The 23524-nt window shown below is 67.8% G+C and carries 16 protein-coding genes; 13 read left to right on the plus strand and 3 right to left on the minus strand.

The genetic code is table 11. The features are described from left to right. The first annotated feature begins 26 nt into the window (after positions 1 to 26). The 10 genes from AC1RM6_RS23340 to AC1RM6_RS23385 all read left to right on the plus strand — a co-directional run bounded on the left by AC1RM6_RS23340 (position 27) and on the right by AC1RM6_RS23385 (position 17306). Positions 27 to 2417 (plus strand): glycoside hydrolase family 3 N-terminal domain-containing protein, encoded by a 2391-nt coding sequence (locus AC1RM6_RS23340; protein ID WP_493105665.1) that lies wholly within the window; start codon positions 27 to 29, stop codon positions 2415 to 2417. Continuing rightward, positions 2414 to 4786: a glycoside hydrolase family 3 N-terminal domain-containing protein gene (locus AC1RM6_RS23345; RefSeq protein ID WP_493105667.1), complete on the plus strand. Its 2373-nt coding sequence runs from the start codon at positions 2414 to 2416 to the stop codon at positions 4784 to 4786. The genes AC1RM6_RS23340 and AC1RM6_RS23345 overlap by 4 nt, the downstream gene beginning before the upstream one ends. An 11-nt stretch (positions 4787 to 4797) precedes the next feature. Then, positions 4798 to 6009 (plus strand): D-mannonate dehydratase ManD, encoded by a 1212-nt coding sequence (gene manD, locus AC1RM6_RS23350; RefSeq protein WP_493105669.1) that lies wholly within the window; start codon positions 4798 to 4800, stop codon positions 6007 to 6009. Between the two features lie 5 nt (positions 6010 to 6014). Then, a complete protein-coding gene (locus AC1RM6_RS23355; protein ID WP_493105781.1) occupies positions 6015 to 7301 on the plus strand; it encodes an MFS transporter in 1287 nt (428 codons plus the stop codon). After that, on the plus strand, positions 7298 to 8713 hold the full coding sequence (uxaC, locus tag AC1RM6_RS23360; protein ID WP_493105671.1) for a glucuronate isomerase: 1416 nt from the start codon (positions 7298 to 7300) through the stop codon (positions 8711 to 8713). The genes AC1RM6_RS23355 and uxaC overlap by 4 nt, the downstream gene beginning before the upstream one ends. Then, positions 8710 to 10188, plus strand: coding sequence for a mannitol dehydrogenase family protein (locus AC1RM6_RS23365; RefSeq protein WP_493105673.1), 1479 nt, complete (start codon positions 8710 to 8712; stop codon positions 10186 to 10188). Before uxaC ends, AC1RM6_RS23365 begins: the two co-directional genes overlap by 4 nt. After that, on the plus strand, positions 10185 to 11825 hold the full coding sequence (locus tag AC1RM6_RS23370; RefSeq protein WP_493105675.1) for a GH35 family beta-galactosidase: 1641 nt from the start codon (positions 10185 to 10187) through the stop codon (positions 11823 to 11825). Before AC1RM6_RS23365 ends, AC1RM6_RS23370 begins: the two co-directional genes overlap by 4 nt. A gap of 141 nt (positions 11826 to 11966) precedes the next feature. Then, positions 11967 to 14882: a TonB-dependent receptor gene (locus AC1RM6_RS23375; RefSeq protein WP_493105677.1), complete on the plus strand. Its 2916-nt coding sequence runs from the start codon at positions 11967 to 11969 to the stop codon at positions 14880 to 14882. A gap of 74 nt (positions 14883 to 14956) precedes the next feature. Further along, positions 14957 to 16192 (plus strand): SGNH/GDSL hydrolase family protein, encoded by a 1236-nt coding sequence (locus AC1RM6_RS23380; protein WP_493105679.1) that lies wholly within the window; start codon positions 14957 to 14959, stop codon positions 16190 to 16192. A 100-nt stretch (positions 16193 to 16292) separates the two neighbouring features. Beyond that, on the plus strand, positions 16293 to 17306 hold the full coding sequence (locus AC1RM6_RS23385; RefSeq protein WP_493105681.1) for a polysaccharide pyruvyl transferase family protein: 1014 nt from the start codon (positions 16293 to 16295) through the stop codon (positions 17304 to 17306). Here AC1RM6_RS23385 and AC1RM6_RS23390 read toward each other — a convergent pair whose 3' ends face one another. Both AC1RM6_RS23390 and AC1RM6_RS23395 read right to left on the minus strand, forming a co-directional pair. Next, a complete protein-coding gene (locus AC1RM6_RS23390) occupies positions 17307 to 18794 on the minus strand; it encodes a lipopolysaccharide biosynthesis protein (RefSeq protein WP_493105683.1) in 1488 nt (495 codons plus the stop codon). Positions 18795 to 18796: 2 nt separating this feature from the next. Then, entirely contained in the window at positions 18797 to 19765 is a 969-nt protein-coding gene (locus tag AC1RM6_RS23395; RefSeq protein ID WP_493105685.1) for a glycosyltransferase family 2 protein, read from the minus strand. A 77-nt stretch (positions 19766 to 19842) separates the two neighbouring features. Between AC1RM6_RS23395 and AC1RM6_RS23400 the strand changes: the two genes are divergently transcribed. Both AC1RM6_RS23400 and AC1RM6_RS23405 read left to right on the plus strand, forming a co-directional pair. Next, on the plus strand, positions 19843 to 20835 hold the full coding sequence (locus tag AC1RM6_RS23400) for a glycosyltransferase family 2 protein (RefSeq protein WP_493105687.1): 993 nt from the start codon (positions 19843 to 19845) through the stop codon (positions 20833 to 20835). 160 nt (positions 20836 to 20995) lie between these two features. Next, complete coding sequence (locus AC1RM6_RS23405) at positions 20996 to 21214, plus strand: hypothetical protein (RefSeq protein WP_493105688.1); 219 nt, start codon at positions 20996 to 20998, stop codon at positions 21212 to 21214. Here AC1RM6_RS23405 and AC1RM6_RS23410 read toward each other — a convergent pair. Then, on the minus strand, positions 21201 to 22466 hold the full coding sequence (locus AC1RM6_RS23410) for a hypothetical protein (protein WP_493105689.1): 1266 nt from the start codon (positions 22464 to 22466) through the stop codon (positions 21201 to 21203). The two genes, AC1RM6_RS23405 and AC1RM6_RS23410, sit on opposite strands and share 14 nt — an antisense overlap. Before the next feature lie 116 nt (positions 22467 to 22582). On the opposite strand from AC1RM6_RS23410, the gene AC1RM6_RS23415 reads away from it, so the two are divergent. Beyond that, positions 22583 to 23512 carry a glycosyl hydrolase gene (locus tag AC1RM6_RS23415; protein WP_493105691.1) on the plus strand — a complete coding sequence of 310 codons (930 nt, stop codon included), beginning with the start codon at positions 22583 to 22585 and terminating at the stop codon, positions 23510 to 23512. Positions 23513 to 23524 lie beyond the last annotated feature (12 nt).

Genomic DNA, 23524 nt, shown 5'->3' on the forward strand with positions numbered 1-23524 from the left:
ACCATCGTCAAATTGGGGAGGCCCGCATGCTGCGCACCCGCGCTGTTCGACTTGCAACTTCGACCGCTCTGGCCGCGCTGCTGCTGGTGGCCCCCGCGCTCGACGCCGCCCCGCGCAAGGCCAATGCCGCCGCCGAAGCGGGCGCACCGGTCTACAGGAATGCGACCGCGCCGATCGAGGCGCGGGTCGACGACCTGCTGTCGCGCATGACCCTCGACGAGAAGATCGCGCAGATCACCACCGTCTGGGAAACCAAGGGCGGCATCTTCGACGACAAGTTCCAGCTCGTTCCGGCCAAGCTCAAGACCCGCTATCCCAACGGCATTGGCCAGTTCGCGCGTCCCTCCGACGCACGCGGCGCGGTCAGCCCGCGCGTCGCCGCGGGCCGCGACCCGCGCCAGACGGTCGCCCTGGTCAACGCGCTGCAGCGCTGGGCGACCACCCAGACCCGGCTCGGCATCCCGATCCTGTTCCACGAGGAGGCGCTGCACGGCTATGCCGCGGTCGGCGCGACCAGCTTCCCCCAGGCGATCGCGATGGCATCGTCCTGGGATCCCGACATGCTGCGCGACGTCAACCAGGTGATCGCCCGCGAAGTCCGCGCCCGCGGCGTCACCCTGGCGCTGTCGCCGGTCGTCGACGTCGCCCGCGATCCGCGCTGGGGCCGGATCGAGGAGACCTTCGGCGAGGATCCCTATCTGGTCGGCGAGATGGGCGTCGCCGCGGTCGAGGGGCTGCAGGGCCGCGGCCGGGCGCGGCTGCTGACCCCGGGGCATGTCTTCGCGACGCTCAAGCATCTCACCGGCCATGGCCAGCCCGAAAGCGGCACCAATGTCGGTCCGGCGCCGATTTCGCAGCGTGAGCTGCGCGAGAGCTTCTTCCCGCCGTTCGAGGAGGTGGTGAAGCGCACCGGCATCGAGGCGGTGATGGCCTCCTATAACGAGATCGACGGCGTCCCGAGCCATGCCAACAAGTGGTTGCTCGAGGATGTGCTGCGCGAGGAATGGGGTTTTCGCGGCGCGGTCGTCTCCGACTATTCGGCGATCGACCAGCTGATGAGCATCCACCATATCGCCGGCAATCTCGAGGATGCGGCGATCCGCGCGCTCGACGCCGGGGTCGACGCCGACCTGCCTGACGGCCTGTCCTATGCGACGCTCGCCAAGGCGGTGCGCGAAGGCCGCGTCAGCGAGGCCAAGGTCGATCTCGCGGTGCGCCGCATGCTCGAACTCAAGTTCCGCGCCGGCCTGTTCGAAAATCCCTATGCCGATGGCGAGGCCGCCGCGGCGATCACCAACAATGGCGAGGCACGCGCGCTCGCGCTCAAGGCGGCGCAGCGGTCGATCACCCTGCTCAAGAATGACGGCATGCTCCCGCTGAAGCCCGAGGGGACGATCGCCGTGATCGGGCCGAGCGCCGCGGTCGCGCGGCTCGGCGGCTATTATGGCCAGCCGCCGCACAGCGTCTCGATCCTCGACGGCATGCGCAGCAAGGTCGGCACCCGCGCGAAGCTGGTGTTCGCGCAGGGCGTCAAGATCACCGAGGACGACGACTGGTGGGCCGACAAGGTCCAGATCGCCGACCCCGCCGCCAATCGCAAGCTGATCGCCGAGGCGGTCGAGGCCGCCCGCGGCGTCGACAAGATCGTGCTCGTCATCGGCGACACCGAACAGAGCAGCCGCGAGGGCTGGGCCGACAATCATCTCGGCGACCGGCCGAGCCTCGATCTGGTCGGCGAGCAGCAGGAGCTGTTCGATGCGTTGAAGGCGCTCGGCAAGCCGATCACCGTGGTGCTGATCAACGGCCGCCCGGCATCGACGGTCAAGATCGCCGAACAGGCCGACGCGCTGGTCGAAGGCTGGTATCTCGGCGAGCAGGGCGGCAACGCGATGGCCGATGTCCTGTTCGGCGACGTCAATCCGGGCGGCAAGCTGCCGGTGACGGTGCCGCGTTCGGTCGGCCAGCTGCCGATGTTCTACAACGCCAAGCCCAGCGCCCGCCGCGGCTATCTGTTCGACACCACCGCGCCCCTGTTCCCGTTCGGCTATGGGCTGAGCTATACCAGCTTCGACATCGGCGTCCCGCGGCTGTCGGCGGCGAAGATCGGCACCGGCGGATCGGTCACCGTCTCGGTCGATGTCCGCAACAGCGGCGCGCGCGCCGGCGACGAGACCGTCCAGCTCTACATCCGCGACAAGGTCAGCTCGGTCACCCGGCCGGTCAAGGAATTGAAGGGCTTCCAGCGCGTCACCCTCGCCCCCGGCGAGAAGCGCACCGTCGAATTCACGCTGACCCCGCACAGCCTCGAGATGTGGAACGACCGGATGGAGCGGGTGGTCGAGCCCGGCCAGTTCGACATCATGGTCGGCGGCAACTCGGTCGATGTGAAGTCGACCCTGCTGACGGTGGCCGAATGAGCGCGACCCGCCGCCAGGCGCTGGCGCTGCTCGGCTCGACCGCGCTGGCGGGCGCGGTGCCCGCGGCGCTGCGCGCGGCGGTACCGGCGCCGCTCTACAAGGATGCCGCTGCGCCGATCGACCTGCGCGTGCGCGATCTGCTCGGGCGGATGACGCTCGAGGAGAAGGTCGGGCAGATCATCGCGCTGTGGGGCACCAAGGAGGAGGTCATGGACGACCTCACCTTCTCCCCCGCCAAGGCAAGCAAGGCCTATCCGAACAGCTTCGGCCAGATCACCCGCGCCTCGGATCGGCGCGGCGCGCCGCAGGGTTCGACCCAGGCCGGCGGCACCGGCGCGCGTTGGCGCACCCCGGCCGACACCGTCGCCTTCGTCAACGCGGTCCAGCGCTGGGCGACCGGCCAGACCCGGCTCGGCATTCCGGTGCTGTTCCACGAGGAATCGCTGCACGGCTATATGGCGACCGACGCGACGATGTTCCCGCAGGCGATCGCGCTGGCATCGAGCTTCGACCGCGAGCTGATGCACGACGTCCAGAGTGTGATCGCGCGCGAGGTTCGCGCCCGCGGCGTCCACCTCGCGCTGTCGCCGGTCGTCGACATCGCCCGCGATCCGCGCTGGGGCCGGATCGAGGAGACCTTCGGCGAGGATCCCTATCTGTGCGGCGAGATGGGAGTTGCGGCGGTCCGCGGGCTGCAGGGCGACGGGCGCACGCTCGGCCCGGGCAAGGTGTTCGCGACCCTCAAGCATATGACCGGCCATGGCCAGCCCGAGAGCGGCGAGAATATCGGTCCCGCGCCGATCGCCGAGCGCGAGCTGCGCGAGAATTTCTTCCCGCCGTTCCGCGCGGTGGTGACCCGCACCGGCATCGGCGCGGTGATGCCCTCCTATAACGAGATCGACGGGGTGCCGTCGCACCAGAATCGCTGGTTGTTGCAGCATGTGCTGCGCGGCGAATGGGGTTTCCAGGGCGCGGTGGTCAGCGATTATGGCGCGGTTCCCGAACTCGCCAAGATCCACCATGTCCAGCCCGACCTCGAAGCCTCGGCGCGCGCCGCGCTCGAAGCCGGGGTCGACTGCGAGCTTCCCGACGGCATCGCCTATCGCACCCTGGTGTCGCAGGTGCGCCGCGGGCTCGTCCCCGAGGCGGCGGTCGACACCGCCTGCGCGCGGATGCTGCGGCTGAAGTTCGAGGCGGGGTTGTTCGAACATTGCTGGGCCGATCCCGCTTATGACCGGCTGACCGGCAATGCCGAGGCGCGCGCGCTCGCGCTCAAGGCGGCGCATCGCTCGATGATTCTGCTGACCAATGACGGGCTGCTGCCGCTGAAGGCCGGCGCCCATCGCCGGATCGCGGTGATCGGGCCCAATGCCGCGATCGCCCGGCTCGGCGGCTATTCGAGCACCCCGCGCCAGGCGGTGTCGCTGCTCGACGGGTTGCGCGCGAAGGTCGGCGCCGGGGCCGAGATCGTCCACGCCCAGGGCGTGTTCATCACCCGAAGCGAGGATCGTTCGGCCGACGAGGTGCTGCTCGCCGACCCGGTCCGCAACCGCGCGCTGATCGCCGAGGCCGCCGAGCTGGCGAAGACCGCCGACCTCGTCATCCTCGCGGTCGGCGACACCGAGCAGACCAGCCGCGAAGGCTTTGCCGCCAACCATCTCGGCGACCGCACCAGTCTCGACCTGGTCGGCGAGCAAACCGAGCTGTTCGAGGCGCTCCACGCCGTCGGCAAGCCGATCGTGGTGTGTGCGATCAACGGTCGGCCGCCGAGCTATCTCGCGGTCGCGGCCAGGGCGAACGCGTTGCTCGAATGCTGGTATCCGGGGCAGGAGGGCGGCACCGCGATCGCCGACCTGCTGTTCGGCGACGCCAATCCGGGCGGCAAGCTGCCGGTGACGGTCGCGCGCGACGCCGGCCAGATCCCGATCTTCTACAACCGCAAGCCGAGCGCACGGCGCGGCTATGTGTTCGAGGATATCGCACCGCTGTTCCCGTTCGGCTTCGGGCTCAGCTATACCCGGTTCGAGATCGGCGCGCCGACCCTGTCGGCCGCGAAGATCGGCCCCGCGGGCGAGGTCGTCGTCGAGGTCGTTGTGCGCAACATCGGCACGCGCGCCGGCGACGAGGTCGTCCAGCTCTACGTCCATGACAAGGTGGCGTCGGTGACCCGCCCAATCAAGGAATTGAAGGGCTTCGAGCGGGTGACGCTGCAGCCCGGCGAGCGCCGGACGGTGCGCTTCACCCTCGGCCCCGACGCCTTCGCGCTGTGGAATGCGCGGATGGAGGAGGTGGTCGAGCCCGGCCAGTTCGACATCATGGTCGGCGCCAACTCGCGCGACCTGAAGACCACCACTCTCGAGATCGCCTGACAGGACCTGCCATGCCCAAGATCATTTCCGCCAAAGTCATCGTCACCTGCCCCGGCCGCAACTTCGTCACCCTCAAGATCGAGACCGAGGACGGCGTCTATGGTCTGGGCGACGCGACCCTCAACGGCCGCGAACTGTCGGTCGCCAGCTATCTGACCGATCATGTCATCCCCTGCCTGATCGGCCGTGACGCGCACCGCATCGAGGATATCTGGCAATATCTCTACAAGGGCGCTTATTGGCGCCGCGGGCCGGTGACGATGTCGGCGATCGCCGCGGTCGATACCGCTTTGTGGGACATCAAGGGCAAGATCGCCGGTCTGCCGCTCTATCAGCTGCTCGGCGGCGCCAGCCGCGAGGGGGTGATGGTCTATGGCCACGCCAACGGCACGACGATCGAGGACACGATCGAGACCGCCAAGGTCTACCAGGCCGAAGGTTACAAGGCGATCCGCATCCAGTGCGGGGTCCCGGGCCTGCCCTCGACCTATGGCGTGTCGAAGGACCGTTATTTCTACGAGCCCGCCGATGCCGATCTGCCGACCGAGAATGTCTGGTCGACCGAGAAATATCTGCGGGTCGTCCCCGAACTGTTCAAGGCGGCGCGCGAGGCGCTCGGCTGGGACGTCCATCTGCTCCACGACATCCATCACCGGCTGACCCCGATCGAGGCGGGCCGTCTCGGCAAGGATCTCGAACCCTATCGCCCGTTCTGGCTCGAGGATGCGACCCCGGCCGAAAATCAGGAGGCGTTCCGGCTGATCCGTCAGCACACCACCACCCCGCTGGCGGTCGGCGAGATCTTCAACTCGATCTGGGACGCCAAGGATCTGATCCAGAACCAGCTGATCGACTATATCCGCGCGACTGTGGTCCACGCCGGCGGCATCACCCATCTGCGCCGCATCGCCGCGCTCGCCGATCTCTACCAGATCCGCACCGGCTGCCATGGCGCGACCGATCTGTCGCCGGTATGCATGGCGGCCGCGCTGCATTTCGACCTGTCGGTGCCCAATTTCGGGGTGCAGGAATATATGCGCCACACCCCCGAGACCGATGCGGTCTTCCCGCATGCCTACAGCTTCGACCGGGGGATGATGCACCCGGGCGACAAGCCTGGCCTCGGCGTCGACATCGACGAGGTGCTGGCCGCCGACTATGATTACAAGCGCGCCTTCCTGCCGGTGAACCGGCTCGAAGACGGCACGATGTTCAACTGGTGACCCCGGTGGGCGAGACCGTGGCGGACATCGTCGAAAAGCCGCGCGGGCGCATCCGCTGGATCGTCTGCGGGCTGCTCTTCGCCGCGGTCGCGCTCAGCTATATCGACCGGCTGGTGCTGCCGACGCTCAAGCCCGAGCTCCAGGCGCGCTACAACTGGAGCGAGCAGGGCTATGCCGATCTCGCGATCGCGTTCCAGGCGGCTTACGGTATTTCCTATCTGCTGTTCGGCCGGTTCGTCGATCGGGTCGGCGCGCGTCTCGGCTATGCGATCGCGGTGACGATCTGGACGATCGGCCATATTGCCCATGCGCTGTTCACCAGCGCGGGTGCGATGATCTTCGCGCGGCTGCCGCTGGCGATCGGCGAGGCCGGGGCCTTCCCGGCGGCGCTCGCCGCCGCCAACGAATGGTTTCCGCGGCGCGAACGCGCGCTGGCGATCGGCATCTTCAACGCCGGTTCGAATGTCGGCGCGATCCTCACCCCGCTGATCGTGCCGGTGATCGCGGTCGCGTTCGGCTGGCGGATGGCGTTCATCGCCACCGGCGCGCTGACGCTGATCTGGCTCGCCGCCTGGCTTGGCTTCTACCGCAGCCCGCGCAAGCATCCGCGGGTCTCGCCCGAGGAACTCGCCTGGATCGAGGCCGAGCCCGCCGTGCCGGTCCGGCCGGTCGCCTGGCGCACCTTGCTGCGCCTGCCGCAGACCTGGGCCTATATGATGGGCCGCTTCCTGATCGATCCGATCTGGTGGACCTTCCTGTTCTGGCTGCCCGATTTCTTCAACCGACAATATCAGGTGAAGATGCTCGATTTCGGGCCGCCGCTGGTGGCGGTCTATCTGCTCGCCGATGTCGGTTCGATCGCCGGCGGCTGGCTGTCGTCGCGTTTCCTGTCGCGCGGCTGGAGCGTGAACCGCGCGCGCAAGACCGCGATGTTCTGCTGCGCCCTGTTCGCGCTGCCGATCATCTTCGCCGCGCACGCCCCGACCCTGTGGTGGGCGGTGCTGGCGATCGGGCTCGCCTGCGCCTGCCACCAGGGCTTCTCGGCCAATGTCTATGCGATGCCGGGCGATCTGTTCCCGCGCGGCATGGGCGGGTCGGTGATCGGCCTGGGCGGCCTCGCCGGCGCGTGCGGCGGCATGTTGATGGCCAAGTTTGCGGGGACGATCCTTGCGGGAATTGGTGGCTACGGACCAATATTCGCGGTTGCCGGGGTCGCCTATCTTCTTGCACTGCTCGTGATCCACCTGCTCGTGCCGCATTATGCCACCGTCAACACGGAAAGCCTCGCATGACCCGTCCGCTCCGCCTCCACCCCGACCGGCTGTTCCCGGCCGATCCCACCACCCGCGGCATCGCCCGTGCGCTCTACGCGGGCGTCAAGGACCTGCCGATCGTCAGCCCGCACGGCCACACCGATCCGGCCTGGTTCGCGACCGACGAGCCTTTCAGCGACCCGGCGAGCCTGCTGATCGTCCCCGATCATTATGTGTTCCGGATGCTCTATTCGCAGGGCGTCACCCTCGACCAGCTCGGCGTGCCGACCCGCGACGGCAGCCCGACCGCGACCGATCCGCGCGCGATCTGGCATCTGCTCGCGCAGCATTATCATCTGTTCCGCGGCACCCCGTCGCGGATGTGGCTCGACTGGGTGTTCGCCGAGGCGTTCGGGCTCGACGTCGCGCTCGAGCCGGCGACCGCCGATCTCTATTATGACCATATCGACGCCGCGCTGAAGACCGATGCCTTCCGCCCGCGTGCGCTCTACGATCGCTTCAACATCGAACTGATCGCCACCACCGAAAGCCCGCTCGACCCGCTCGACCATCATCGCGCGATCCGCGCGAGCGGCTGGAAGGGGCGGGTGGTCACCGCCTATCGCCCCGATCCGGTGATGGACCCCGAACATGCCGGCTTCGCCGACAATCTGCGCCGCTTCGGCGAGCTGACGGGCGAGGATATCGGCAGCTTCGCCGGCTATCTGCGCGCGCATGAAAAACGTCGCGCCCATTTCCGCGAGGCGGGCGCCACCTCGACCGATCATGGCCATCCGTCGGCGTTCACCGCCGACCTGCCGCGCGCCGAGATCGAGGCGCTCTATGCGAAGGTCCTGGCCGGGCCGGTGACCCCGGCCGAGGCCGAACTGTTCCGCGGGCAGATGCTGACCGAGATGGCGCGGATGTCGATCGAGGACGGCATGGTGATGCAGCTCCATCCCGGCGTCTATCGCAACCATAATCCGGGCGTGCTCGCCCGCTTCGGCCGCGACAAGGGCGCCGATATCCCGACCGCGGGCGAGTTCGTCCGCGCGCTGAAGCCGCTGCTCGACCGCTTCGGCAACGACCCGCGGCTGACCCTGATCCTCTTCACCCTCGACGAGGATGTCTACAGCCGCGAACTGGCGCCGCTGGCCGGCCATTATCCGGTGCTGCGGCTCGGCCCGCCCTGGTGGTTCAACGACAGCCCCGAGGGCATGCGCCGTTTCCGCGAGCGCGCGACCGAAACCGCCGGCTTCTACAACACGGTCGGTTTCAACGACGACACCCGTGCCTTCCTGTCGATCCCCGCGCGCCACGACGTCGCCCGGCGGATGGACTGCGCCTTCCTCGCCCAACTCGTCGCCGAGCATCGGATCGAGGAGGACGAGGCGCATGAGGTCGCGCGCGCGCTTGCCTATGATCTGGTCCGCGAGGCGTACAAGCTGTGACGCGGCTTTCGAACGCGACCCTCGCCGGCCTGCCGGGCAATGTCGAACGTCCGGGTTACGACCGCGCCGCGGTCAAGCCCGGCGTGGTCCATCTCGGCATCGGCGCCTTCCACCGCGCCCACCAGGCGGTGGTCTTCGAACGCGCGCTCAAGGCCGGCGACCTGCGCTGGGGGATCGTCGGCGCTTCGCTGCGTTCGCCGGGCGTCCGCGATCAGCTTGCGCCGCAGGACGGGCTCTACACGGTGATGGTGCGCGACGGTGCCGACATAGGCTGCGAGATCGTCGGCGCGATCCGCGCGGTCATCGTCGCGCCCGAGGATCCGGCGGCGCTGGTCGCGGCGCTTGCCGATCCCGACACCCATATCGTCACGCTGACCGTGACCGAGAAAGGCTACAAGCTCGATCCGTCGACCGGGCAGCTGGTCGAGGGCGACCCCGATGTCGCCGCCGATCTCGCCAGTCTCGATGCGCCGCGCACGGCGCCGGGCTTCCTTGCTGCGGGTCTTGCTGCGCGGCGAAAGGCTGGTTTGGCGCCGTTCACCGCGGTCTCGTGCGACAATCTGCCGCACAATGGCAAAAGGCTGCGTGCGGCGGTGCTCGCGATCGCCGCGGCGCATGATCCTGTCTTGGCCGAATGGATCGCCGAACAGGGCGCCTTTCCCGCGACGATGGTCGACCGGATCGTGCCGGCGACCGTCGACGCCGACATCGTCGCGCTCGCCGATCGGATCGGCGTCGAGGACCGGGCGATGGTCAAGACCGAACCCTTCATCCAGTGGGTTGTCGAGGATCGCTTCTGCGGTCCGCGCCCCGATCTCGCCGCCGCCGGGGTGCAGCTCACCGTCGATGTCGCCAAATGGGAGGATGCCAAGCTGCGCCTGCTCAACGGCGCGCATTCGGGCATCGCCTATCTCGGCGGCCTCGCCGGAATCGACTTCGTCCATGAGGCGGTCGCGCTGCCCGAGGTCGAGGCCTTCGTCGAGGCGCTGTGGGACGAGGCGGTGACCACGCTCGATCCGCCGCCCGAGCTCGACATCCCCGGCTATCGCGCCGCGCTGATGGCGCGCTTCGCCAATACCGCGCTCGAACATCGCACTCGCCAGATCGCGATGGACGGGTCGCAGAAACTGCCCCAGCGGCTGCTCGCGCCGATCGCCGCGCGCCTCGCCGCCGGCCTGCCGGTGCGTGCGCTCGTGCTCGCGGTCGCGGCGTGGATGCGCTGGCAAGGCGGGATCGACGATGCGGGCAGGACCTTCACTGTCGACGATCCGCTCGCCGCCGAAACCGCGGCGCGGCTCGCGGCCTGCGCGACCGCGGCCGAACGCGTCGATGCGCTGCTGGCGATCGAGGCGATTGTTGCGCCCGATCTTGCAGCAAATCCGACTCTACGGGCGACGCTGGTCGACCATTTGACGGCATTGGAACAGGGCGGCGCGCACGCGGTGCTGCGATCGCTGTGGGGAGAGTGGAAATGACATTGGGCAAGGCCGCGGCGTCGCTGGCGCTGATCGCGACGATGCTGGCGAACCCGGTCGGCGCTGCTGCACCCAAGCTGGTCAAGCAGGGCAGCGCGACCCAGCTCGTCGTCCAGGGCAAGCCGATGCTGCTGATCGCCGGCGAGCTCGGCAATTCGAGCGCGTCGAGCGCCGCCTATATGGCGCCGCACTGGGCGAAGCTCAGGAAGATGAACCTCAACACCGTGCTCGCACCGGTGTCATGGGAGCTGATCGAGCCCGAGGAAGGGCGGTACGACTGGTCCTCGGTCGACGCGCTGATCCGCGACGCGCGCGCCAACGACCTCAAGCTGGTCGTGCTATGGTTCGGCGCGTGGAAGAACAGCATGTCGACCTATGTGCCCGCCTGGGTGAAGCGCGACCAGGCGCGCTTCCCGCGCGCGCAGCTGCCCAACGGGCGCGGGGTCGACATCCTCTCCGCCTTCGCCCCGGCGACGCTCGACGCCGACGCCCGTGCCTATAAGGCGCTGATGGCGCATATCCGCAGCATCGACGATGCCAAGAACACCGTGCTGATGGTCCAGGTCGAAAACGAGATCGGCATGCTGCCGGTGGTGCGCGACTATGGGCCGCTGGCCGAAGCGGCGTTCCGCCAGCCGGTGCCGGCCGATCTGATCCGCTATATGACCGAGCATCGCGCCACCCTGGTGCCCGAGTTCAGGGCGCTGTGGGAGGCCCATGGCGCGAAGACCGAAGGCGACTGGACCACGGTGTTCGGGACCGGCGATGCCGCCGCCGAGGCCTTCACCGCCTGGCATTATGCGCGCTTCGCCGACGCGCTCGCCGCGGCGGGCAAGTCGGCCTACGCGCTGCCGATGTATGTCAATGTCGCGCTCAACCGGCCGTTGAAGGCGCCGGGCGAATATCCGAGCGGCGGCCCGCTGCCGCACCTGATCGACGTCTGGAAGGCCGGCGGTCCGTCGCTCGACCTGCTCGCGCCCGATATCTATTTCGACAATTTCGTCGACCTGATCGGCCGCTACAAGCGCGTCGACAATCCGCTGTTCATTCCCGAGGCGAATAACGCCGACAAATCCGAGGTCCCGGCCAACGCCTTCTACGCGATCGGCAAGCATGACGCGATCGGCTTCGGGCCGTTCTCGATCGAGTCGATCGACGATGGCCCGAGCCGGCTCGCCGATGCCTATGCGATGCTCGCCCAGATCTCGCCCGAGATCCTCGCCGCGCAGGGCCTCGGCCGCATGTCGGGCTTCCGTCCGCGCGTCCTGTACGACGGCACCGTCGTCGACGAACCGGTCAGCGAGACGATCGGCAGTTACCGCTTCACCGTGACCTATTGGGATGCGACCAAGCCCAAGGGCGACCAGATCACCGCGACCAAGGGCGGCCTGATCATCCAGACCGGCCCCGAGGATTATCTGATCGCAGGCCAGGGAATCACCGTCACGATGGCGCCCGTCGGCGAAGGGGCACCACTCGCCGGACTCGATTCGGTGTGGGAAGGTCATTTTGATGCGGCGCACAATTGGGTGCCGGGACGGTTGCTGAACGGCGATCAGACCCATCAGGGCCGTCATGTCCAGCTTTCCAGCGACAGGTTCGAAATTCAGCGGGTGCGGCTCTACCGTTACCACTGAGCAACTGCAGCATCATTTGAACTAGTCTTGACAACTTCTACTCAGACAAGTAGCAAAACCTGATAGCGCTAACATCAACTGATGGCGCCGGGATAAAGCGTCGGCAGGCCAGGGAGGCCGCCGACATGGAGGGGATATATGATGACCGCACCACGCCGTCCGATCGTCCGCGCAGCATTGCTAGCCGCGACCGCAGCATCGACGATCGCCATTTCGAGCGTTGCCGCCGCCCAGACGGCGACCCCGGAAGCGCCCGCCGCCGCCGAGGCGACGCCCCCGGTCGTCGATAGCGGCCAGACCGAGGACATCATCGTCACCGGCATCCGCGGCAGCCTGCGCAGCGCGACCAACGCCAAGAAGGACGCGGTCACCTTCGGTGACTCGATCTTCGCCGAGGATATCGGCAAGCTGCCGGCGACCAACCTCGCCGAGACGCTCAACCGCATGCCCGGCGTCCGCCTCAACCGCGACATCAACGGCGAAGGCACCCAGGTCTCGATCCGCGGCCTCGGCCCCAGCTTCTCGCGTGTCCTGCTCAACGGCAACCAGTTTTCGGTCGCATCCGATGGCGGCACCAACGGCGGCAGCGCCAACCGCGAGGTCGATCTCGACTTCTTCCCGTCCGAACTGTTCACCCGGCTCGATCTCGCCAAGAGCTCGACCGCGTCGACCCTCGAAGGCGGCATCGCCGGCACCGTCAACCTGCGCAACGCGCGTCCGTTCGACAAGCCCGGCACCCATGTCACCGTCGTCGCCCAGGGCCAGTATACCGACAGCAACGAGAAGTTCAGCCCGCGCGGCGCGATCGTCGCCAGCCACACCAGCGACACCTTCGGGGTTCTGATCGGCGTCGCGGGCGTGAAGACCAAGACCCGCGTCGACGGCTTCGAATCGCTCGGCTGGACCGACGGCAACACCGGCGTCGCCGGCGATCCGGGCGCCAATAATTTCTCTTACGCCACCGTTGTGCCGCGCAACACCGGCCATGGCCTGGTCGCGGGGACGCCCTACAACATCGCCACGACCTCGGGCCTGCCGCTCAACACGATCAGCACCGCGCTGATCCCGCGCCTCGGCCGCAACAGCTACACCACCGGCGATCGCTCGCGCATTTCGGCGCTGGCCTCGTTCGAATGGCGGCCCAGCGATGAGCTCCATTTCAACCTCGACAGCATGTATGCCAAGTCGAAGCGCGACTATTACCGCCTCAACATGAACTGGCAGGTCCGCAATTCGGGGCCCGGCACCACGCCGCAGTCGACCGGCGGCATGGTGCCGTTCAACGTCACCGTCGATCCGAATGGCGTCGTCACCAGCGGCACCTTCGCCAACTCGTCCTTCTTCCTTGAGAACAACATCTTCAACCAGAAGACGACCTTCTACAACATCAACCCGTCGATGAGCTGGGAACCGACCGAGCTGCTCAAGGTCAATGTCTCGGGCAGCTACAGCAAGAGCAAGTTCTTCCGCGAACAGCCGACCTTCGCCTTCCAGACCGCGCCGCAGTCGGGGGTCGAGGTCAACTTCCAGAACAATGGCGGCGATCAGCCGATCATCACCCCCAATGTCGATCTCGGCAATCCGAACCTCGGCTGGCAGTGGTACCGCGTCAACGTGCAGAATGTGCGCCGCGAGACCGAGACCAAGGGCGCGCATATCGACACCGCCTATGGCGACGATCAGCTGACGATCAAGCTGGGCGCGGCCTATGACAAGGCCAGCCGCACGATCCGCGCCTACGACAACAGCACCGCCTATCAGAACGCGGTGTGCGGCACGAGCTGCGCGGGCACCAGCGGGCTGATCCCGAACAGCGCCGTCGCGCAATATCTGTCGCGCTGGAACGTCGATAATTTCGGCCATCTGGGCCAGTCGAAGATCGGCTATACCAGCATGATCATCCCCGACTTCCAGGCGCTGATGAAGGCGACCAACTATGCCAGCTTCCGCGACAGTGCGCCCGAAGCGCGGGGTGCCGTGACCGGCGGCGCCACCGGCGATATCGACGAGGAAGTCTATGGTGCCTATTTCGAGCTGAACGGCGTCACTACCGTGTTCGACCGCGATCTGCACATCAATGCCGGCATGCGTTATGCGCACACCAACCAGCTCGTCGTCGGTCCCAGCCAGGTCGGCACCGCAATCGTCGATATCAGCGCGCGCCAGAAATATGAGAATTTCCTGCCGTCGATGAACCTGACCTATGATCTGTCGGATCATATCAAGCTTCGCGTGTCGGCGGCCCGGACCATGACCCGGCCCGACGCGAGCCAGGTGCTGCCCGGCCTGGTCTTCTCCGACCCGTCGGCGCTCACCGCGAGTGCGGGCAACCCCGCTCTGAAGCCGTTCACCTCGGACAATATCGATTTCGGCGGCGAATATTATACCGGCGGCATCGGCTATATCGGCCTCGCGGCGTTCCAGAAGAACATCCAGGGCTTCACCGTCACCCAGCAGTCGCAGACGACCTTCGGCGCGCTCGGCGTGCCGTTCGAAACCCTGCAGTCGACCCAGGCCAATGCGCTGCGCGATCGGGCCGCCAACACCGGCGTGGCGATCGACGCGCTGCCGATCACGATCACCCGGCCGATCAACCTCAGCGGCCTGAAGATCCGTGGCCTCGAAGGCACCTGGGTGCAGCCGCTCGACTTCCTGGTCCAGGGCCTCGGCTTCTCGGCCAACGGCACCTACATCAAGCAGACCTCGTCCTCGGGTCTGGTCGCGACCGGCGTCTCGCCCTACTCGTACAACCTCCAGGGCTTCTACGAAGGCCATGGCGTCTCGGTCAGCCTCAACTATGTCTGGAACGACAAGGCGGTCGCGGTGAACGGGCCGCAGAACGGCCTGCCGCTCTCGCTCAACTCGGATGCGCGTGGCCAGCTCGACATGTCGGCCGGCTATGAACTGCCCTTCCTCAACAAGGCGTTCCGCCTGACCCTCGACATTCTCAACATCACCAACGAGCCGATCCGCACGACCTTCGGATATTCGAACGCGACCTACAGCGTCTATTATCCGGGCCGTCAGATCCTCGCCGGTATCCGCGCCAAATTCTGACGCAGGCCTCTCTCCTGCTAAACCTGGAGGGGTCGGCTTGCGAAAGCCGGCCCCTCTTTCTGTCTTTCGGGGACATGCCGATGATCAGGACCGCTTTTTCTGCCGCACTGATGCTGCTGGCGGCATCGACCTCCGCACAGGCCGCCTGCAGCCGCGGCTGGTCGGCGGGCTGGTCGGCGGCGCTGATGCTTCCCGACAAGGCCAATGCCCTTCCGGAGGGCTCGTTCGCCGGGGCCACGCTGCGCCAGATTGTGCGCAGCACGGTCGGCGGCCAGCGGGTCCGGCTGCGGCTGTCGAACCGCTTCGGCACCGCGCCGCTCGACATCAAGGGGGTGACGATCGCGCGCCCGGTCGACAAGGCGGGCGCGGCGATCGTCACCGGCACGTCGCGGCCGGTGCTGTTCCAGGGGGCGGCTTCGGTCCGCATTCCGGCCGGCGCCGACTATCTGTCCGATCCGGTCGACCTTCCCGCGGCGGCGCTCGGCAGCCTGACGGTCAGCATTGCCTTCCTGTCCGAGCCGGCCGGCCAGACCACCCATGCCGGCGCGCGCGCGACCTCCTATCTGCTCGCGGGCGATCATCTCGGCGATGCCGATCTGGCCGGCGCGACGCGCTTCGAACATTGGTTCACCCTGGCGGGGCTCGAGGTCGAACGCTGCGATCCGGTCGGCACCATCGTCGCGCTCGGCGATTCGATCACCGATGGGCGCGGCGCCACCACCAATGGCGACGATCGCTGGCCCGACCTGCTCGCCGACCGGCTCCGCGCCGCCCGCCGCGATCGTGCGCCGGCGGTGATCAATCTCGGTATCGGCGGCAACCGGCTGCTGCTCGACGGGCTCGGTCCCAACGCGCTCGCCCGGTTCGAACGCGATGTGCTGTCGCAACCCGGCGTGACCCATCTGATCCTGCTCGAAGGGATCAACGATATCGGTACGCTCACCCGCGAACAGCCGGCGAGCGCCGCCGAACATGACGCGCTGGTGGCGCGGATGATCCAGTCCTACGCGCAGATCGTCGCCAAGGCGCACAGCCATGGCATCAAGGTGATCGGCGGCACGATCCTGCCGTTCATGGGTACCGACTTCTACCATCCCGATGCCGCGAACGAGGCCGATCGCCAGGCGGTCAACCGCTGGATCCGCACCCCCGGCCATTTCGACGGGCTGATCGATTTCGACCTCGCGATGCGCGATCCGGCCGACCCCGCACGGCTGCGCGCCGCCTATGATTCGGGCGACCATCTCCACCCCTCGCCGGCCGGTTATCGTGCGATGGCCGACACTATCGACCTCGCGCTGCTCCGTTGAACGCGAATCGGCGGCCGGTCGCCGCGCCGGGGCGCCGCTTACGTGCCCGCAGGCACGCAAAGGGCTTGTCTATGGTGCGGCGCAACATCACCATCGGCGCATGGAGATCGTCTATTATAAAGACCCGGTCGGCAATTTCGGCGACGACCTCAACGAGCTGATCTGGCCGCGGCTGCTGCCCGACGACGTTCGCGCCGACGACGGCCCGCTGCTGGTCGGAATCGGTAGCCTGCTCGACGAGGCACGCTTCCGCGACCGCCGGACCGGCGGCCGGCGGGTGTTCGTGCTCGGATCGGGCGCCGCTTATGGCCGGCTCCCCGACGGCTGGGACCAATGGCGCTATCTCGCGGTGCGCGGGCCGCTGACCGCGGCGCTCGTCGGCCGGCCCGATGCCGCGATCACCGACAGCGCGGCGCTGCTCGCCACCCTGCCCGATCTGGTGCCGAGGGCCGAGCGGCGCGATGCGATCCTGTTCATGCCCCACCACCGCACGTTGGTGAACAGCCGCTGGGCCGAGGCGGCGGCGCGCGCGGGAATGGAATATGTCGATCCGCAATGGGCGCCCGACCGCATCCTCGCCGCTTATGGCCGTGCGAAGCTGGTGGTGACCGAGGCGATGCACGGCGCGATCGTCGCCGACACGCTGCGCATCCCCTGGGTGCCGCTGCTGATCTCGCCCGAGGTCAGCATCTTCAAATGGCGCGACTGGCTCGGCTCGCTCGACCTGTCCTATCGGCCGGTCGCGCTGCCGCCCTCGACCCGGCTCGAAGCCTATCGCTATGCGCGCATCCGCCGGCTGACCGAGGCTGGCGGCCGGCGCGTCGCCGAGGCCGGCATGGCCGATATCAGCAATGCCGATCTGATCGCCGACTTCCATCAGCGTTATCGTGACGAGCCCGAGGTGATCGACGCAGTCGCCGCCCCCCAGGGGGTCAAGGCGCTGCTCAAGGCCGCGATCGCCGCCTTCGACGGCCCGATGGTTGCGGCCGCGGCGCGCGCCTTGCGCATGGCGGCGCAGGGCCGCGCCTGGCTGAGCGACGATGCGCTGTTCGCGAACCGGGTCGAGCGGCTCGAGGAAGCGGTCGCGACCCTGATCCGCGAGGCGCGCGGCTGATTATCCCCGCCGCCGCTTGCGGATGATGCCGCCCGCCTGGCCGATCAGCCGCCGGCCCGCCGCAAAGGGGGTAAGCCCCAGCAGGAACAGCGCATAAGCGAGCCCCAGCGCCAGCAGCAGCGCCGGAAAGCTGTTCCAGGCGATCAGCGGCCGCAGCAGCGCGAGCGCGCCGCCGCTGACCAGCGCGGCGAGCCCGATCGGCGCCAATATGCCCAGCGCGTCGCGCGCCGAAACCGGCCCGCTACGGGTCACCGCCCACCACATCAGCGGGATCTGGACGAAGGCGCTGGCGACCGCGGCGCCGATCGCGACCCCGAGCGGTCCCCAGCCGATCCCGACCATATAGGCGGCGACGATCGACAGCGATCCCAGCCCCCCCCATTTGAGCTGTTCGCGCGCGCGGCCCTGGCTGACGAACAGCCAGGACGCCGCCTGGCGCAGCTGGAGGGTCAGCGCGCAGGCACCGAGCCACGCGAAGATCGGCGCGGCCGCCAGCCAGCGCGCGCCGAGCAGTACCTCGATCACCGGCGCGGCGAAGATCATCGCGCACAGCAGCCCGGGGGTCGTCAGGACCAGCACCATCCCGAGCATCGTCATATAGGCGCTGCGATAATCGGCGGGCTCGGCTTCGAGCCGCGACAGCAGCGGCACTGCGACCCGCGCCGCCGGTGCGGTCATCTGCCACAGCGGCTGGAACATCAGCTTGTAGGCGCGGTCGTACAGGCCGAGCGGCCCGGCGCCGAAGCGCGCGCCGATCAGGATATTGTCGAGATTGGTGATCAGATAGCCGAGCAGATTATAGCCGGTCACCGCCCCGCCGAAGCGGATCAGGTGGATCGCCTCGCCGTCGATCCTCGGGCGCGACGGCCGCCAGCGCGAGAAGCTCCACGCGATCGCCAGCGCGACCAGCCCGTTGCCGATCTGCATCGCGACCAGCGACCAGGCCCCGCAGCCGAGCAGCGCCGCCGTCACCCCGATCGCCACGCTCGCGACCAGCGATCCGACCTCGATCGCGGCGATCGCGCCGAACTCCATCCGCCGGTTGAGGATCGCCAGATGCTGCGCGGTCAGGCTCGACAGCAGCAGCGACGCCGACATTGTGACGATGATCCAGGTCAGCGCCGGGGTGTCGTAGAAGGATGCCAGCAGCGGCGCCGCGATCGCGGTCGCGGTCGCCAGGATGCCGCCGATCAGCAGGTTGAACCAGAACAGGCTCGACAGTTCGACCTGGCTGATCGTCGGGCGCTGCACCGTCGCCTGCGACAGGCCGAGATCGGTCAGCAGCATGGCGCCGGCGATGATCGGCGCGACCATAGCCACCAGCCCGAAATCGACCGGCAGCAGCAGCCGGGCGAGCGCGATCTGGCTGCCGAACTGGAGGATGAACTTGATCGCCTGCGCGGCGAGCGTCACCATCGCCCCCGATGCCGATCGCGCCTTGAGCGCGCCGGCATCGCCCGCGGGCTGGAAATCGGGAGAATCGGCCATGGTCAGCGCCGATATCCGCCGCGCAGCGCCTTGCGCAGGATCACCGGCACCTGGCGCGCGCTTTCGCCCGCGACCAGCGGGAAGCTGTCGGGCGCCGCGAACAGCCATGACAGCGCCTCGCCGAACCGCCGGGCTTTGACCGCGTCGGTGAAGCCGCGATAATAATAGTTGCGGTCGATCCCGCGCAGATGCCGACGGATGATCGCCGCGAAGCGCGTGTCGCCATCGGCCCGCGCCTCGGCGAGCAGCGCGCGCTGGCGCCGGCGCAGCCGGTCGAGATCGGCGGTGGTCTGGATCTGGGTCAGCGACCCGGCGCGCACCAGATAGAGATACATCGGATCGGGATGGAGCCACCATGTCGCGCCCGCGCGCAGGCATTCGACATAAAGCGCGAAATCCTCGGCGAAGCGGACCTGCTCGTCGTAACGGATCGCATGATCGATCAGGAATTGCCGGCGCATCAGCGGCTTGAGGAAGCCGTAATTGGTGCGCGGGGCGTCGGGTTTCGAGATGTTGCGCTCGACGAAGCCGACCAGGTCGATCGGCTGCGGTGCGGCGACGACATCGCGTGTCATCATCGGCTCGGACGACCCGTCGGCGGCGTCGATCAGCATCATATTGTCGGCGACCAGATCGGCCGCCTTGTCTTCGCCGAGCTTCACCAGCGCCGCGATCCGCTCGGGGGCATAGGCGTCGTCGGCGTCGAGCAGCGCGATCCATGTCCCGCGCGCCGCCGCGATCCCGGCATTGCGCGCGCCCGACGGCCCGCGATTTTCGGGCAGCGCCAGCAGCGAGATGCGCGGGTCGCGTTCGCGCATCCGCGCCACCCGATCGGCGGTGTCGTCGGTGGACCGGTCGTCGACCACGATGATCTCGATATCGGCGAGGGTCTGGCGCGTTGCCGAGGCGATCGTCGCCTCGATATAGTCGGCGGCATTATAGGCCGGGATCACCACGCTCGCGACCGTCATGCCGCGCCTCCAACCCGCTTTGACGCGCAGGGGAGCCGGTTGCCCGCTCCTGCGTTGCCCGAACTGGAGGACAGTCCATGCCGATAGCCGCGAATCCGCCGAAGATCAGCGTCATCGTCCCGGCCTATAATGTCGCGGACTATATCCTGCCGTGCCTCGATTCGGTGCTCGCGCAGAGCTGGCCCGCGGTCGAATGCGTGGTGGTCGACGACGGATCGTCCGATGCGACCGCGGATCGGGTCGCAGCGCTTGGCGATCCGCGCGTCCGGCTGCTCCGCCAGGCCAATGCCGGGGTCTCGGCCGCGCGCAACGCCGGCTTCGCGGTGAGCGGCGGCGACCATGTGATGTTCCTCGACGGCGACGACCTTCTCCACCCGACCGCGCTCGAACGGCTCGCGGGCACGCTCGCCGATCGGCCGGAGGCGGTCGCGGCGTTCGGGACCTTCCTCAAGATTTTGCCGAGCGGCGCCGCTTATCCGGGGCAGAAGCCGCTCGCCCGCCACGCCTATCCCGACGGCGACGTGCTCGCGGCGATGCTCCACGGCAATTTCCTCGCCAATGGCGGCCATGTCCTGATCCGGCGCAGCGCCGTCCAGGCGGTCGGCGGCTTCGATACGCGGCTGCGGCTGAGCGAGGACTGGGAATATTGGTGCCGGCTGGCCGCGCAAGGCGACTTCGCCTTTGCCGGCCGCGAGCCCGAGATCTTCTCGCTGCGGGTGCGGCCGGGCAGCTCGTCGGGCGGGCTGTCGGTCGACTGGGCCAATCATCTGCCCTGCCTTGAGACGATCGCCGCCAATCCGGCGATCGCCGGGCGCTTCACCGCGTCCGAATGGCGCGGCATTCGCGACGCGATGTGGGCGGCGCAGATGTGGGAGGCGGGCCGGGTCAATTTCACCATGCGCCATTTCGCCGAGGCGCGCCGGCTGATGCTCGGCGCCTTGCGGTTGAAGGCGACCCCGAAACGCTGGGCGATGTTCGCCGCCGCCCAGCTCCAGCAGCTCACCAACTATCCGCTCGTCTCGCGGCTGCGCTTCCGCGACGCCGATCTGGTCGCCGACAGCACCGGCTGACGCTGCGGCCCTCGGCTGCCAGCGAATCATTGGGTTGTTAACCAATTTATGGCACAGCCGTCGCGCGTCAGGCTCGTGACGGCGCGAAAATGTCCCAATGCTATGGTCGTTGGTTGCAATCACGAAGATGAACCTTAGCTAAACGGGCAGGAGAGATGCGATGGCCGGACCGGGTTTGCGCGATGGAAGCGATGGCAGGGGCAAGAGCGTCCCGCCCGTTTCCCTGCGCGCCGACACCGCCGCAGGCCTCGCCGCGGGCGCCGAACTGCCGGTCGCTCCGCCCGAGTCGTTCGCCGGACGGCGTATCTCGTTCACCGCCTGGGCGCTCGCGCTCGCGGCCGGCGCGTCGATCTGGGTGCTGATCTTCAAGCTGATCTGACCGCGTCGGGAATCCGGTCGTGCCGCTCGCTCCAGATGCACAGCAGGAATGACAGCACCAGGATCGGCGTGAACAGCAGATAGCCGCCGCCGAGCAGGAAATTGGTGAGCGCGGTCAGCGACATCAGCGCGATGTCGCGCCGCCATAAAGTCCCCACCAGCATCGCCATGAACGCCGCGAAGCCGATTACGCCATAATCGAGGATCAGCTTGGCGATCGAATTGCCGGTGCCCTCGACATGATAGTCGTAACGTTCGGTGGCGCCCGGCCCATAGCCGATCAGGATCCGCGGCTCGCCGGCGACGTCCTCGACCGGCAGGAACGGACCGATGAAGCGCGCATAGCTGCTGCTGCCCGAATATTGGATCTCGGTCGCGCGGCTGGTGAAGCTGGCGAACTGGTCGGGCACCGCCAGCGCGGCGATCGTCACCGCGACCGCGCCGACCGCGAGCAGCCCGCCCAGCCGGCCGATATTCCTGAGTGAAAGACAGGCATAGAAAGGCAGCGCCACCGCGAGCGCGAGCGCGCCGGTCCCCGAGAAGGACAGGATATAGGCGGCCAGATAGAGCGGCAGCCAGCGCGCCCGGCCGCGCACGAACCAGTCGAGCACGATCGCGAACACCAGCAATTGCGAAAAGATGCTCGGCTCGATCAGCAGCAGCCCGTTCGACCGGCGGATCGCCGATCCATAGGCGATCACCGGATCATAGTTGAACTGGGTCTCGACCAGGATCGGCCGCAGCGCGGGCACGCTGACGAAGAAGGAGAAGAAGCGGATCCCCGCGAACTGGACCAGCCACTGGACGATGCCGAGCGCGGCCAGCGCCCGCATATAGGCGAGGAACAGGTCGATCACCGCTCCGCGGTCGAACCGCTCGGACGGGCCGACGATCGCCAGCGCATAGGTCAGCAGCACCCCGCCGAGCGAGGCCAGACTGATCCCGAACCGCATGTCGGGGGCCGCCAGCGCGCCGAGCGTGCTGATCAGCGCGACGCAGGCGAACAGCAGATAGAGCAGGGTTGCACGCGGCCGCAGCCGGGCATGGCCGGTCGCGACCATCATCAGGATCAGCAGCGCGAACAGCGGCAGGCTGACGAACAGCGCGCCGCCGCCCATCATCAGCCCGAACCGCTGGAGCAGCAGGCACATCACCATCACGGCATGGACATAGAAACGGCTCAGCCGGGCGTCGCCGGGCCGCGCGAGCATCGTCGCGCCGGGCATGGATGGGGCGGCAAGGCCGATCGTCATGCGGCCGCCCCGCGCGTCGGCCCGGCGGCACGATCGGGCGCTTCGCCGTAACAAGCCTTGGAAAACCGCGCTTCGTTCCCCAGCTGCCGGGTCCATGCCGTGTGAGGAGACTTGTGATGCTCCGTCCCCTGCTTGCCACCTTGCTGTTCTGTTCTCCGGTCGCCGCGGCCGCTGCCGACCCCGCGCTGTTCGTCTACAAGGGCGCCGGCTGCGACGGCCGCGACCGGATCGCGCGCTTCGAAAGCGTGATGGGGGTCAAGGTCGCCGGTGCGGTCGACTTCCTGTCGCAGGAAGGCTGGCCGCAAATGTCGAGCGGCGCGCGCTGGGCGATCGACTGCTGGTCGAAGACGCCGATCCAGCTCGCGATATCGGTGCCGATGCTGATGAAAAGCGAAACCAGCTTCGCCAACGGCAATGCCGGCGCCAACGACGCCGCCTTTACCGAGGTCGCCAAGCTGCTCGTCGCCAAGGGCAAGCCCGATGCCTATGTCCGCATCGGCTGGGAATTCAACGGCGACTGGTATCCCTGGCAGATCAAGAAGGATGTGCCCGGCTTCAAGGCCTATTTCCGCCGGATCGTGGGCCTGTTCCGCGCGGTGCCGGGCCAGCGCTTCCGCATCGTCTGGAACCCCAGCATGGCCGCGGGCACGGTCGACGCCGAAACCGCCTGGCCCGGGGACGATGTCGTCGATGTCGTCGGCCTCGATGCCTATAACCAGTCGTGGCGCCCGCAGGATGCCGATCCGCTGACCCGCTGGAACGGCCATCTCGCGTCCTTCTACGGGCTTAACTGGCTGTCCGATTTCGCGGTCCGCCACGGCAAGCCGATCGCGCTGCCCGAATGGGCGACCGGCACCCGCCCCGACGGCCATGGCTGGGGCGACGATCCGCTGTTCATCCACAATATGGCGGCGTTCATGCGCGGCCGGAACACGCTGTTCGCGGGCTATTGGGACTTCAACGCCTCCGATTATAACGGCCAGCTTTCGACCGACCTGTTCCCGGCGTCGAAAGCCGCGTTCACCCAGGAATTCGCGCCGCGCTGATAGGGCACACAT

This window comes from Rhizorhabdus sp. GW822-FHT03C02 (assembly GCF_058801765.1).

Excerpts from the sequence above, each read along its gene's own strand:
- AC1RM6_RS23340 (WP_493105665.1), top strand. The coding sequence starts at position 27 with ATGCTGCGCACCCGCGCTGTTCGACTTGCAACTTCGACCGCTCTGGCC.
- AC1RM6_RS23345 (WP_493105667.1), top strand. The coding sequence starts at position 2,414 with ATGAGCGCGACCCGCCGCCAGGCGCTGGCGCTGCTCGGCTCGACCGCG.
- manD (WP_493105669.1), top strand. The coding sequence starts at position 4,798 with ATGCCCAAGATCATTTCCGCCAAAGTCATCGTCACCTGCCCCGGCCGC.
- uxaC (WP_493105671.1), top strand. The coding sequence starts at position 7,298 with ATGACCCGTCCGCTCCGCCTCCACCCCGACCGGCTGTTCCCGGCCGAT.
- AC1RM6_RS23370 (WP_493105675.1), top strand. The coding sequence starts at position 10,185 with ATGACATTGGGCAAGGCCGCGGCGTCGCTGGCGCTGATCGCGACGATG.
- AC1RM6_RS23375 (WP_493105677.1), top strand. The coding sequence starts at position 11,967 with ATGACCGCACCACGCCGTCCGATCGTCCGCGCAGCATTGCTAGCCGCG.
- AC1RM6_RS23380 (WP_493105679.1), top strand. The coding sequence starts at position 14,957 with ATGCCGATGATCAGGACCGCTTTTTCTGCCGCACTGATGCTGCTGGCG.
- AC1RM6_RS23385 (WP_493105681.1), top strand. The coding sequence starts at position 16,293 with ATGGAGATCGTCTATTATAAAGACCCGGTCGGCAATTTCGGCGACGAC.
- AC1RM6_RS23390 (WP_493105683.1), bottom strand. The coding sequence starts at position 18,794 with ATGGCCGATTCTCCCGATTTCCAGCCCGCGGGCGATGCCGGCGCGCTC.
- AC1RM6_RS23395 (WP_493105685.1), bottom strand. The coding sequence starts at position 19,765 with ATGACGGTCGCGAGCGTGGTGATCCCGGCCTATAATGCCGCCGACTAT.
- AC1RM6_RS23400 (WP_493105687.1), top strand. The coding sequence starts at position 19,843 with ATGCCGATAGCCGCGAATCCGCCGAAGATCAGCGTCATCGTCCCGGCC.
- AC1RM6_RS23405 (WP_493105688.1), top strand. The coding sequence starts at position 20,996 with ATGGCCGGACCGGGTTTGCGCGATGGAAGCGATGGCAGGGGCAAGAGC.
- AC1RM6_RS23410 (WP_493105689.1), bottom strand. The coding sequence starts at position 22,466 with ATGACGATCGGCCTTGCCGCCCCATCCATGCCCGGCGCGACGATGCTC.
- AC1RM6_RS23415 (WP_493105691.1), top strand. The coding sequence starts at position 22,583 with ATGCTCCGTCCCCTGCTTGCCACCTTGCTGTTCTGTTCTCCGGTCGCC.